Source organism: Candidatus Cryosericum hinesii, from assembly GCF_003570985.1.
Classification (GTDB): Bacteria; Caldisericota; Caldisericia; order Cryosericales; family Cryosericaceae; genus Cryosericum; species Cryosericum hinesii.
This window is the reverse complement of record NZ_QXIW01000037.1, coordinates 3,590-16,864: the sequence shown is the minus strand read 5'-3', so window position 1 is coordinate 16,864 and position 13,275 is coordinate 3,590. Positions and strand designations below refer to the sequence as shown.

Genomic DNA, 13,275 nt, shown 5'->3' with positions numbered 1-13,275 from the left:
CACGCTGCCCATCGGCCCCATACACGTGGACCGACCGTGCGCTGGCTCGCGAGCGGTCGCTCGTCAAGACGTGGTGTCTGCGTGGCACCCTGCACGCGCTGGCAGCCGATGACCTCGCCCTCATGGTCGGTTCATTCGGCGAACGGTACCATCTCGCGATCGAGCGCGTCATGCTGCGCATGTGTGACATGGATACAGCTGCGTGGTATCGTGTCGAGCAGGACACCCTGCATGCGCTGACAGCAGGACCTCTGGACCGTACAGCGCTCCATGCAGCTGTGCCACGGCTTCGGGACGTGCCATGGGCAGGCTGGGGTGAAGACGTGAAAGGGCTTGCCTATCAGGGAGATCTTCTCATGGTCGGCAGCAAGGGCTCGCGGCCCGTGTTCGCCCGCCGCGACAACTGGCTGCCCGACCTGCGCTTCCGTCCACGCACGCGCATCAAATCCCTCGAAGAGTTACTGGCCCGTTACCTTCGGACGTTTGCCCCGGCAACTCTCACTGACTTCGCCCACTGGACGGGCCTGCCCATCGCAACGGTGCGCGAGACGGTCGTCCGGGCGACCAGGCTGGTGGTGTCGGTAGCCGTCGAGGGCCGCAACTCGTCCCTGCTGGCCTTGGCAGAAGACGTCGACGTCCTCCAGAAACCCCTGCCCGACGTTCCAGCTGTCACCCTCCTGCCCAAGTTCGACGCCCTGCTCCTTGCCTGGAAGGATCCGTCTCGCGTACTGGACGGTGGAGACCGTGGCGCCGTGTTCCGCCCGGCAGGTCAGATCGAGGCCGTCATTCTTCTGCGCGGACACGCGGCGGCAACCTGGCGTGTGAAGCAGACGCCGAGCAGCATGCACGTCACCGTCACGCCCCTCCAGCGCGTGGGCGTCGTCGCCCGGCGACAGGTCGAAGCCGCGTTCGAGGGTCTGGGCGCCTGGACAGGAGCGCGCAGCACAACGGTGAATTGGCAGGACTGACTTAGTGGAACAGGCGCGCGATGTTTCCGACCACGACGCCGACCCAGAGGAAATCGGCATCGCTCCAGGTCGTATTCAGCGTGCTCAACTGTGGCCCAAGCAACGGCAGCAGCAGCGCGGGCAGGATGCTGATGATAACGCCATTGGCGAATCCACCTATGATCGCTCCCTTGCGCCCACCTGTCGCATTGCCGAAAATGGCAGCCGTCGCACCGGTAAAGAAGTGCGGCACAAGGTTCGGGATGATGATCGGCAGGTGCAGCGCCTGCAGAAGAAACATGCACAGAACGCCGGCGACCAGTGACGACAGGAACCCGATCATCATCGCCGTCGGCGCTTTTGGGAACGTGATAGCAACATCGAGTGCCGGTTTGGCGTTGGGAACGATCTTCTCACCGATGCCCCGGAAGGCGGGCGTGATCTCGGCCAGTGTCATGTTGACGCCGATAACGATGATGGCCATGCCGGCGGCGAACGTCATCGCCTGGACAAACGCAAAGACCAGTGGATGCAGGGTGACCCCCAGCGTATTCTGCATATAGGCGGAGCCCACTTTCAGCGTGACCGCCATGAAGAGGACCGTCATGACCAGTCCCGAGGAGATCAGCGAATCACGCAGGAAGTCGAGCCCTTTGGGCAGCCTGATGTCCTCAGTCGACTGAGTCCTGTCGCCAAACCACTTGCCCAGCAATCCAGCTACGATGTACGACAGCGACCCGAAATGGCCCACGGCGACCTCGTCACTTCCCATTACTTCCCGCATGAACGGTTGAGCCAATGCTGGCATTAGCGTCATGACCGTACCCAGAAGAATGGAACCCACCACCGTGACCCAGACACCAGCCATGCCGGCGGCCGTCAGTACGGCGACCAGCAGGATAGCCATATAGAGCGTATGATGACCGGTGAGAAAGATATACTTCCACTTCGTCACACGCGCCAGAAAAACATTGAACAGAAAACCGAAGATCATCACCCATCCGGGCTGCGAACCCAGGATTTTGAGCGCGATCGCGATGACGGCTTCGTTGTTGGGCAAGACGCCTCGAATCTGAAACCCGAACTGTAGCATCTGTCCCAGATAGTTCAGTGATCCGATGACTGTGGCTGCGCCGACACCGAGAATCAGGAAGCCGACAATTGTCTTGACAGTACCCATCAGCACTTCACTGAACGATTTGTGCAGCACAACCAGACCAACGAGTGCGACCATACTGACCAGCACCGCCGGCGTGCCCAAAAAGTCCCTGATGAACGTGAATACTGACTGCATACCTGTCTCCTCCACATGTCAACGTCTACAGATTGTCACCAATGAGCCCTCTGGGCACAGATTTCTATTGTACAGGCCCTGTCGCCCTCGGCAACCCCAGCCCTTTCATGAGAGGAACAACTACGGAGCCAGTTCACCTCCATTTCTGGATAAGTCGACGCGCCTCTTGACTTCTAATAGTTCTTCTACTACCATTTGAGTGTAGGTACACGCATACTAATTGGAGCAAACTGAATGACTGTAATAGAGATAGCCAAGCGTGCCGGTGTTTCGATCGGGACTGTAGATCGTGTTTTGCATAAGCGCGGCCGAGTATCCCCCGAAACGAGGCAGCGCATACAGGATATTATAGATGCAGAAGGTTATCGACCGAATCCGCTGGCCCGGCATTTGAAACGCAACAGGGTTTTCCGGATTGGTGTGCTGATTCCCGGACTGGAAAAAGAAAGCGGGTACTGGAACCTGATCTATGATGGTATTCTCAAGGCTGCAGAAGAGCTTTCCGCTTTTTCGTTCAAAATCGAGCTATTCGACTTTGTCCGCCCGGATCGTGCCTCCCTGGTCAGTGCATTCGAAAGGATGACCGCTTCCGACTGCTGTGCATATATTATTGCGCCGGTCATGCAGGAAGAAACCCTTGTGTTGCTTATGGGGCAGGAAGGCCAGCCATTATACACATTAATTGACTCGCCATTGCCCGGCGCATGTCCTGTTTCAACTGTTGCACAGGATCCTTTTCGTGGAGGATATCTCGCCGGAAAAATGATGGATCTGGTCTCGCGCTCAAATGGTCCATATGCGACAGTCCGTCCATATACCGAAGCATTCAACCTGAATGAACGTGCCCGCGGGTTTCATGCATGGTTTTCTTCCCGACCGGGTGTGAAGGTTCTTGATATTGTCTGTTCCGAGCTTCACATGGACGAAACCTACCAGATTCTGGAGGATACGCTGCGCCGAAATCCCGATCTGAAGGGAATCTTCGCCGTTTCTTCTATCGGTCACAAGATTGCCGACTTTATTGATGCAAAGGGCCGAAAAAAAGATATCTCGATCATCGGATACGATCTTGTTACAGAAAATGTGCAGCATTTAGAAAATGGGAAAATTGATTGCCTGATTTCCCAACGACCGGAAGAACAGGGTCATCATGCTTTGTATCAGTTATATAGAAAGATTGTGCTTGAAGAAGAACCGACACCGCAAATCGATATGCCATTTGACATCTATTTCAAGGAGAACCTACTATGATTACCTCTAACGAGCATTTTGTTGTTGGCGCCGATTTCGGAACCGATTCGGTACGAGTAGTAATACTTGATGCAGCCGACGGAAAAGTCGCCGGTTCGCATGTAGCGTATTATCCGCGCTGGAAAAAAGGTCTCTACTGCAATCCGAAAGAAAACCAGTTCCGCCAGCATCCGCTCGATTATACCGAGAGTCTCGTCGAAGCAGTAACCGGCGCAATCCGTGAAGCAGATACTGCCCGATCCGGTACCGACAAAGGTTCAATCAGCAGCAAAATAAGCGCTATCTCTGTCGACACCACAGGGTCAACGCCCGTGCTTGCGGACCGTTTCGGTACGCCTCTCTCTCTCTTGCCTGCCTTTGCGGAAGATCCCGATGCCATGTTCATCCTCTGGAAGGACCATACATCAGTCCAGGAAGCTGACGAAATCAACCGAGTTTCGCGTTCCTGGGGTGGGACTGATTTTACCAAGTATATGGGCGGGGTATATTCATCGGAATGGTTCTGGGCAAAACTGCTTCACACAGTCCGCAAGAGCCCGAAGGTAGCAAAGGCTGCTTACACCGGAATGGAACACTGTGACTGGATAACTGCGGTCATGACAGGAACAACAAATCCCGATGTAATTAAGCGGAGCCGCTGTGCCGCCGGTCACAAAATTATGTGGCATGCAGAATGGGGTGGATATCCACCGCGCGAATTTTTCGACAAGCTTGATCCGAAACTCTCCGATATCCGCGATTCGCTCGGAACCGATACCTGGACAACAGATGTATCTGCCGGAACGCTGACCCCCGAATGGGCACAGAAACTCGGGCTTCCCGAATCCGTTATTGTCTGTGTCGGTGCATACGATGCGCATATCGGAGCAGTCGGCGGTGGCGCCGCTCCGGGAACGCTGGTAAAGAGTATCGGAACCTCGACTTGCGACGTCATCATAGGACCGAAACCGGCCGTCGGGCAAAAGGAACACTTGATCGCCGGAATCTGCGGACAGGTAGACGGCTCCGTTGTAGCCGACTGGATCGGTTATGAAGCCGGACAGTCCGCGTACGGTGACTACTTTGCCTGGTTCCGCAATCTACTGATGTGGCCGATACAGAATCTGGTTGCATCCGATCCAGATGCGAAGGATCTTGATATCGAGAACATTGAAAGAGCAATGCTCCCTGCCCTGGAAGAGGCTGCTTCGCATATCGAGCCGACAGAATCTTCCGTGCTCGCGCTTGACTGGGTGAACGGCCGCCGGACTCCCTTCGCGAACCAGAACCTGACCGCCGCTATTAGCGGGATCAATCTCGGAACCGATGCTCCGGCAATGATGCGGGCTCTGCTCGAGGCAACTGCCTTCGGTGCCCGCTCGATTATCGAATGCTTCGAGGATAGCGGAATTGAAATACAGAAGGTCGTGGCAATTGGCGGTGTGGCCCGAAAGAGCAAACTTGGTATGCAGATTCTTTCTGACGTTACAAACCGTGATATCCATATAACAGCCGGAGACCAGTCTTGTGCAATCGGTGCCGCTGTTTTTGCGGCAACCGCAGCCGGGCTCTATCCCGATATCTTTACTGCGCAAAAAGCCCTTTCCGCCGGTACCGAGCGGATCCACAAACCTAATCCTGCCCGTGTGGCGATATACAACAAGCTCTACGAAAAATTCCGAAAACTTGGGCAATTTATTGAGGGAGAAACAAAATGATCAACCTGAATCAGTATGAATTCTGGTTTTTGACTGGAAGCCAGCACCTTTATGGGGATGAAACTCTCCGTCAGGTCGCCAGCGATTCGAAAAAAATTGTAGAAGCATTCAATGCAGACAAGCAGATACCCTGCAAGCTCGTGTGGAAACCGACACTTACTACCGCAGACGATATCCGTGCCGTACTCGAGCAGGCAAATGCCGATCCTTCCTGCGCGGGCGTTGTCGCCTGGATGCATACCTTCTCTCCTGCCAAGATGTGGATCGCCGGTCTTTCATCTTATAGAAAACCACTCCTCCAGTTCAATACCCAGTTCAACCGCGATATTCCGTATGACACCATGGATATGGATTTCATGAATTTAAATCAGTCCGCACACGGGGATCGCGAGTTTGGGTTTATCACTGCGCGCATGGATATTCCGCGCAAGGTTGTTGTCGGTCACTGGAGTGACGCTGAAACCCGCGAGCGAATTGCACTCTGGATGCGCGCAGGCTGTGCTGTTGCTGATGGCAAGAATCTGCGAATTGCACGTTTTGGTGACAACATGCGCGATGTTGCGGTAACCGACGGCGACAAGGTCGAGGCAATGATCCAGCTCGGCTGGTCCGTGCCGTATTATGGAATCGGTGATCTAGTCGCATATATGACAAAGGTGACCGCTGCCGAGATCAACAAGCTGGTCAAACTGTACGAAGCCGACTATGAAATTGTCTGGGGCAAGGACAAGAACTTTGTGTTTAAGTCTATCCAGGAACAGGCACGGATTGAAATTGCCATGCGCGCTTTTTTCAAAGACACGGAGTCTAATGCCTTTACTACAAACTTTGAGGATCTACATGGTATGAAGCAGCTTCCCGGTCTTGCTTGCCAGCGCCTGATGGCGGACGGTTTCGGTTTTGCCGGAGAAGGCGATTGGAAGACCGCTGCGATGGTGCGTACTTTTAAAGTAATGTCCGCAGGTCTTGGTGGTAAGGGGTTCGGGGATTCATTTATGGAAGACTACACATATCACTTCAAAAAAGGAAACGAGATGGACCTTGGAGCCCACATGCTCGAAGTGTGTCCGACTATTGCCGCCGGCAAGCCGCACCTCGAAGTGCACCAGCTCGGAATCGGTGACAAGGAAGATCCTGCCCGGCTCGTATTTACCGGAAAGGCAGGACCTGCAATCTGTGCCTCGGTTGTGGATTTCGGTAGCCGTTTCCGCTGTGTTCTCAACGAGGTCAATGTGGTTACGCCCCCGAAGGACTTCCCGAAGCTTCCCGTTGCCCGTGTGCTCTGGAAACCTGAACCGAATCTCCGGGTATCGGCCGAAAGCTGGATACTCGCTGGCGGCGGACACCATACCGCATATTCGAATATTGTTACCACGGACATGGTCCGGGACTGGGCCGAGATGGTCGGTATCGAATGTGTCGTGATCGACAAGAATACCAATGTAGTCTCCTTCCGGAATGAACTCCGGTGGAATGCTGCCGCCTGGAGAAAATAATGTCCGGATATGCCTCACTTAAAGAGGAAGCCTGGTCCGCAAACAGGGAGATACCTGTGCGCGGTCTTGCGCTGTACACGTGGGGTAATGTGTCGGCCTTCGATCCTCAGAAGGGGGTGTTCGCGATAAAACCTTCTGGGGTGCCGTATCTCGACCTCAAGCCGGAAGACATGGTGATTATCGATCTTGAAGGAAAGGTTGTCGAAGGAACATTGAATCCGTCTTCCGATACCCCGACCCATGCAGTTCTTTATCGTGAATTCGCTGTTAATGGTGCTGCGCTCGTCCGCGGTATCATTCACACACATTCAACCTATGCCGTTGCATGGGCACAAGCTTGCCGGTCAATTCCGCTTTTCGGAACAACGCACGCTGACCATATCCCAATCGCTGTTCCCTGTACCCCGTATCTCTCTCGAGAAGCGGTGGAACGGGGATACGAACTGGAAACCGGGAACTTGATTGTGGAAACGTTCAGGAAAGGATTGGCCGGTACGGTGGACTCGCACAGCTCGGTTGAGGGAAGCGGTATATCGGGTTCTGGCATAGTCGCTCCTCTCGACCCGGACGAGGTTTCGATGGTTCTTGTCGGCGGTCACGGACCCTTCGCCTGGGGACCGAGCGCTGCAAAAGCAGTATATAATGGGGTTGTTCTCGAAGAAATTGCCCGGATGGCGGCATTGACTCTCCAGATCAACCCGTCTGCCAAGCCACTGCCTGACTATATCGTAAACAAGCATTACCAGCGAAAGCATGGACCAGATGCGTACTATGGCCAGACCAGCTCTGTTAGCTCAAAGTAAGCGTGGCGGCTTGCAGGGACTGGTTTCGAGTTTTGTCGCGTGGCAACAAAACTCTTGTGGTACAGCAAGAAAAGTACCACAAATAATCAGGGGCAAAAAGGAGGTGCGGAAATATTTGATTCTTTCCTGTAATTCTGGGAAGAGGTCGTCATGAATGTCGACGCTCTAATAGATCTGGGCATTACCGACACTATTGGCAAAGCGAAAGCTTTGACGGTGGGTCGAGATGTACAAAGGAGAGTTAGATGAAGAAACGAAGCGCGCTCGTACTGCTCGTTGTCATGGCCGTGATCATCCCGATGGTCATGCTCACGTCCTGCACACAGAAGGCTGCCACCACCACTCCTGACACCACCACCCCCGCCAAGCAGCTGACGTTCGTGATGGTTCCGAAGGGAGTTCATCCTTACTATATCCCATGCTACCAGGGTTTCGTGGATGCCGGCGCCAAATATGGCATCAAGGTTGAAGAAGCCGTCCCGCAAAAATTCGAGGTTCCACTCCAGGTGCAGGTTATTGAGGACCTGATCGCCCAGAAGGTCGACGGCATCGCGATTTCCGCCAACGACGACGCCGGACTCGTGCCGGTCATCGCCGAGGCGACCAAGGCTGGTATCAAGGTCATCACCTTTGACGCACCGGCTCCTTCCTCCGCAGCACTCTGCTACATCGGCACCGACAACAAGAGCGCCGGTTCCGCAGCTGCGAAACAGATGGCCGAGCTTATGGGCAACAAGGGCAACCTGATCATCCTCCAGGGTGGTCTCGCTGCCTCGAACCTCAACCTCCGCACCCAAGGCTTCAAGGAAACAATGGCCCAGGTTGCGCCGGACATTAAGATCCTCGACGTCGTTGACGAACAGGGCGACTTAAGCGTCACCCAGAACAAGACAGAAGCGATCATCCAGGCCTATCCGAAGTTAAACGCAATTTTCGCGGTTTCCGCGGAAATCGCCGGCGCCAACAATGCCGTCAAGGATGCGGTCGCGAAGGGGAGCCTGAAACAGGGCCAGATTATCCTCGGCGGATTCGACGATGTCAAGGATACCCTCGCTGGAGTCACAGATGGGTCCATCGCATTCTGCCTCGTCCAGAAGACCTACAAGATGGGTTGGCTCTCCGTTGAGAATCTCCTCGCTGCAACGCAAGGCAAGACCCTCCAGAACATTGATACCGGGATGGTCATCGTCACAAAAGCCAATGTTACCACCTACATGGACGATATGAAGAAAGAGTTCGCCGGGGCAACTACTGGCGGCAACTAGTACGGTAGCGTCAGTCGATGCGCGGGAAGTTACCCGTGCACCGACTGACGCGCGGGGACGACGAACACCCGCGTGCGCGGAGGATTGCCCGCGCGTCATAACGCGAATGCTTTCCGCCTTCGCGCGACGTATATCCCTTTAGTCAAAAGGAGAAACTACTATGGGAAAGAAACAGGCGAGAGGCTGGTCCGTGGTCTCCGCAATCGTCAAACAGCGCGAGTCGGCAATCTTCCTGGCACTTCTCATCATGATTGCGGTCATCCAGATCATGGCTCCGAACTTGCTGAGCGGAAACAACGTCTATCTCGTTTCCCGCCAGATTGCCCTCGTAGCCATCGTGGCCATTGGCGAGCTCTTTGTCATCCTTACCGGTGGCATCGACCTGTCGGTCGGCGCCACCATGGGTCTCGCCGGCGTCGCATCGGCTGGCGCGATGGTGGCCGGCGTCAATCCATGGCTTGCAATCCTGTTCGGCATGGTCGTCGGCGTCCTCATCGGTATTTTCAACGGCTGGCTCGTTTCGTACGTACTTATCCCCCCCTTCATTGTCACCCTCGGTTCCCAGGAGATCGCCCGAGGAACGATCCTCATTGTCACCAAGGGCTGGCCGATCACAAACATCCCCAAGTCGATCCTGTTCATCGCCCAGGGGGACTTCCTCCATATTCCTGTTCCGGTCTGGATCATGCTCGTTGTTGCCGTTATCGCCCAGATGGTCCTCACGAAGACCTCGTTCGGGCGGCGCATCTACGCCATCGGTGGCAACGAAACGGCGACCTTCCTTTCCGGCGTCAACGTCAAAAAGATCAAATTCTTCCTCTACGTGATCGCCGCCTTCACCGCGAGCATCGTCGGCATCATCCTGGTGGCACGGTTCGAATCTGCCCAGGCGGACGCGGGGACCGGCTGGGAGATGCAAGCGATCGCCTCGGCCGTCATCGGCGGTACTTCGCTCGCCGGCGGCGCTGGAAGCGTGCTCGGCTGCGTCATCGGTGCCTGCATCATGGGCATCCTCGCCAACGGCCTCGTACTGATGAGGGTCTCGTCCTACTGGCAGACGGCCATCATCGGTGTCGTCATCGTACTCGCGGCCGTACTCGACCATTTCCGGAAGAAGTAGACGGATCCAGCATGGAAAACAAGACCTTGGTAATGAAGAGCATCACGAAGTCGTTCCCCGGCGTCCTTGCCCTCCACGACGTCGATTTCGAGGTCAAACCTGGTGAGGTCGTCGGTCTCATGGGGGAAAACGGCGCGGGGAAATCAACCCTGATGAAGATCCTCACCGGCGTGTACCAGCCAGATTCAGGGACGATCACCTGGGGCGGAAAGCAGGTATCCTTCGCCACGACACGGCAAGCCCAGGCTGCCGGAATCTCCATCATCTTCCAGGAACTCAATAACTGCCCGAACCTGAAGCCACTCGACAACCTCTTCCTGGGACGCGAGTTAGACAGGAAGAACTCGCCCTTCCTCGATCTCAAGATGATGCAGGAGAAGGCGGTCGAGGTCTTCAAATACCTCGATGTCTCGGTCAACATGGACATCGAGGTGAGAAATCTCAGCACGGCCCAGCAGCAGATGATTGAGATCGCAAAGGCCCTCCTCACGAATGCCAGCCTCCTCATCATGGATGAGCCAACCTCTTCCCTCAGCGACCGGGAGGTCACCAAGCTCTTCAGCGTCATCACGGAACTCAAATCCAGGGGCATCTCTGTCATCTTCATCTCACACAAACTGGACGAGGTGTTTGAGATCACCGACCGGATCGTCGTCCTCCGCGACGGCGAGAGCATGGGAGAGCTGGTGACGAAGAACTCGACCCAGAAGCAGCTCATAACGAAGATGGTCGGCCGGGAGATATCGAACTTCTATACCCAGCGGACCTCAAAGGCCACCGACGAGGTCGTCTTCGAGGCAAAGAACCTCTCCGGTCCTCCTTATGTCGAGGATGTGAGCTTCGCCGTCCACAAGGGTGAGATCGTGGGGCTTGCCGGGCTTATCGGTGCGGGTCGGACAGAAACGGCCCGGCTCATCATCGGCGCCGCTAAGAAGACGAAAGGAGAGATCCTCCTCGACGGAAAACCGGTCGAGATCAGAAGCCCCGAGGAGGCGGTAGCCCACGGGATCGCCTACCTTCCCGAAGACCGAAAAGTCCAGTCCCTCATACTTAACATGACCGTCCGTGACAACCTGACGATGAGTATCCACAAGGTACTTACCAACTGGTTCGGCATCATCAATCGGACCCAGGAGCGGCAGATCACCGATAAGTACATCAAATCGCTCGACATCAAGCTGACGAACCGGGAACAGGTGATCTCCGGCCTCTCCGGTGGAAACCAGCAGAAGGTTGTCATCGCAAAATGGCTTGCGACGGTGCCGAGGCTCCTGATCCTGGACGAACCGACCCGCGGTATTGACGTCCACGCCAAGAGCGAGGTACACCGGATCATCGCAGAACTCGCCGATTCGGGCGTTTCCATCATATTCATTTCGTCTGAACTTCCCGAGATCCTCGAGTTGTCCGATCGGGTCGTCGTCATGCGCGAGGGGAAGGTCTGTACCATCCTCGACCGCAAGGACGCAACTCAGGAAACCATCATGAACGCCGCGTTCTCCGGTTCGGCGAACGACGTAAAAGAGACGGCATAAAGTCCAGCGCGGGGTACAGTCAGTTCAGGAGAGTCTTCTCCCCCTGACTGTCATACCCGGCCTTATACCCGGCCATATCCCACGAGCGTGTGGATGATGGAGTTGTGTATGTCAGCATCAGGACCATCTCCTCTCCGTTGACGATGCTTTCTTTGTGATGCAACGCACATGAAGCGATTTGTGCTGACGTTGCTATACTGACAGCAAGACTCAGGCAGAGTCTCACTCTGGAATAAAGGAGCTCCTGCGATGATAAACGAAACCAAACACCGTAGTATTCTAGAAAGCATCGCTCACCGTGTGATGCTCGAGCGAGGATTGCTTCCCGACTTCTCGCCCGAGGTACTGGCCGAAGTGGACAAGATCCAGGAACCCGCTCTTGCCGGCGACGCACCCGCGCATGACCTCCGGACCCTGCCGTGGTGCTCCATCGACAACGACGACTCCATGGACCTCGACCAGCTCACGGTCGCGGAAACCATACAGGATGGAACCATCAGGATTCTTGTCGCCGTGGCGAATGTCGATGCTCTTGTCAAGGTTGGGTCCGCAATCGACGACCACGCACACACCAACACCACGTCGGTGTACACCGCTGCCGAGAAGTTCCCCATGCTTCCCGACAAACTGTCTACCGACCTCACCTCGCTAAACCAGGACCAGGACCGTCTTGTCGTCGTCGTCGACATGGTCGTTGCCGCTGACGGTACCGTGACAGGATCCGACGTGTACGAGGCCATCATCCGCAGTCATGCCAAGTTGGCGTATAACAGCGTAGCAGCATGGCTGGAGAAAACCGGACCAATGCCACAACTGGTCGCCGCTGTGCCCGGCCTGGCTGAGAATCTGTCGCTGCAGGATAAGGCTGCCCAACTCCTGAAGGGTCACCGCCATGTCCTTGGAGCGCTCAGTCTGCAGACCATCGAGGCAAGACCGCTGTTTGAGGGCGACACGATCACCAGTCTCCAGGTGCAGGAGAAGAACCGCGCCACCGAGCTCATCGAGGACTTCATGATCGCAGCCAACGGTGTTACAGTACGGTTTCTCACCTCTCACAAGTTTCCCTCGATCCGCCGCGTCGTGCATACACCAAAGCGCTGGGACCGCATCGTCGAAATAGCCACCGAGCATGGATCCAAGCTTCCCGCCGCTCCTGATTCGAAAGCACTCGAGGACTTCCTGACCAGCGCGAAGGCAGCTGATCCGGTGACGTTCCCCGACCTGTCCCTCACGATCATCAAGCTCCTGGGGCCCGGTGAATACGACGCAGAACTTCCAGGAGCAAACGCCGAGGGCCACTTCGGCCTTGCTGTCCGGGACTACACGCATTCCACTGCCCCCAATCGCCGGTATCCGGACCTCATCACCCAGCGCCTGGCGAAAGCGGCGATCGCGAACAAGCCTGTGCCATACAGCATGGACGACCTGACAGCCCTTGCGAAGCACTGTACGGATCAGGAAGACGCCGCCAAGAAGGTCGAACGGCAGGTCGAAAAGTCCGCCGCGGCACTCCTCCTCGAATCCCGGATCGGAGAACAGTTCGACGCCATCGTCACTGGCGCTGCCGACAAGGGAACGTGGGCACGGCTGCTCAGCGTGCCGGTTGAAGGCAGGGTGGTCAAAGGCTTCGAAGGACTGGATGTCGGCCAGCACACGCGGGTCCAGCTCCTCTCGGTAGACGTCGACAAGGGATTCATCGATCTCAAGAGAGTGAATCACTAGGAGGTCGAGTCACAGGCGAAGCAGCCGAAAGGGGCTGCTTCGCCTGCTTCCCTGATCAGCTCAAGCCGTTCAACGAGTTGGCCGCGCGCACCACATGCTCGGCAAGCACCGAGGACGTGACCGCCCCCACGCCGCCGGGGACTGG

Annotated in this window: 10 protein-coding genes; 9 read left to right on the top strand and 1 reads right to left on the bottom strand. The window is 55.9% G+C overall.

Annotated elements, in window-relative coordinates; translation table 11 throughout:
• A partial coding sequence (locus SMC3_RS09080) for a DNA glycosylase AlkZ-like family protein (RefSeq protein ID WP_119090084.1) occupies window positions 1–968 on the top strand: 968 nt, incomplete at its 5' end.
• A 1-nt stretch (window position 969) separates the two neighbouring features.
• Here SMC3_RS09080 and SMC3_RS09075 read toward each other — a convergent pair.
• The gene (locus SMC3_RS09075) at window positions 970–2,241 is read right to left on the bottom strand and encodes a PTS ascorbate transporter subunit IIC (protein ID WP_119086742.1); all 1,272 of its coding nucleotides are present in this window, start codon (window positions 2,239–2,241) and stop codon (window positions 970–972) included.
• 234 nt (window positions 2,242–2,475) lie between these two features.
• Here SMC3_RS09075 and SMC3_RS09070 point away from each other — a divergent pair, with 234 nt between their 5' ends.
• The 8 genes from SMC3_RS09070 (at window position 2,476) to SMC3_RS09035 (ending at window position 13,130) form a co-directional block, all read left to right on the top strand.
• Complete coding sequence (locus SMC3_RS09070) at window positions 2,476–3,492, top strand: LacI family DNA-binding transcriptional regulator (protein ID WP_119086741.1); 1,017 nt, start codon at window positions 2,476–2,478, stop codon at window positions 3,490–3,492.
• On the top strand, window positions 3,489–5,189 hold the full coding sequence (locus tag SMC3_RS09065) for a ribulokinase (protein ID WP_119086740.1): 1,701 nt from the start codon (window positions 3,489–3,491) through the stop codon (window positions 5,187–5,189). Before SMC3_RS09070 ends, SMC3_RS09065 begins: the two co-directional genes overlap by 4 nt.
• Window positions 5,186–6,685, top strand: a complete 1,500-nt coding sequence (gene araA, locus SMC3_RS09060; RefSeq protein ID WP_119090083.1) for an L-arabinose isomerase — start codon at window positions 5,186–5,188, stop codon at window positions 6,683–6,685. Before SMC3_RS09065 ends, araA begins: the two co-directional genes overlap by 4 nt.
• Entirely contained in the window at window positions 6,685–7,488 is an 804-nt protein-coding gene (locus tag SMC3_RS09055) for a class II aldolase/adducin family protein (protein ID WP_119087660.1), read from the top strand. The genes araA and SMC3_RS09055 overlap by 1 nt, the downstream gene beginning before the upstream one ends.
• A 245-nt stretch (window positions 7,489–7,733) precedes the next feature.
• Window positions 7,734–8,753 carry a sugar-binding protein gene (locus SMC3_RS09050; RefSeq protein WP_207799742.1) on the top strand — a complete coding sequence of 340 codons (1,020 nt, stop codon included), beginning with the start codon at window positions 7,734–7,736 and terminating at the stop codon, window positions 8,751–8,753.
• Window positions 8,754–8,913: 160 nt separating this feature from the next.
• A complete protein-coding gene (locus tag SMC3_RS09045) occupies window positions 8,914–9,873 on the top strand; it encodes an ABC transporter permease (RefSeq protein ID WP_119090082.1) in 960 nt (319 codons plus the stop codon).
• A gap of 11 nt (window positions 9,874–9,884) precedes the next feature.
• Window positions 9,885–11,408: a sugar ABC transporter ATP-binding protein gene (locus SMC3_RS09040; protein WP_119087659.1), complete on the top strand. Its 1,524-nt coding sequence runs from the start codon at window positions 9,885–9,887 to the stop codon at window positions 11,406–11,408.
• 249 nt (window positions 11,409–11,657) lie between these two features.
• Entirely contained in the window at window positions 11,658–13,130 is a 1,473-nt protein-coding gene (locus tag SMC3_RS09035; protein ID WP_119087657.1) for an RNB domain-containing ribonuclease, read from the top strand.
• Window positions 13,131–13,275: the final 145 nt, after the last annotated feature.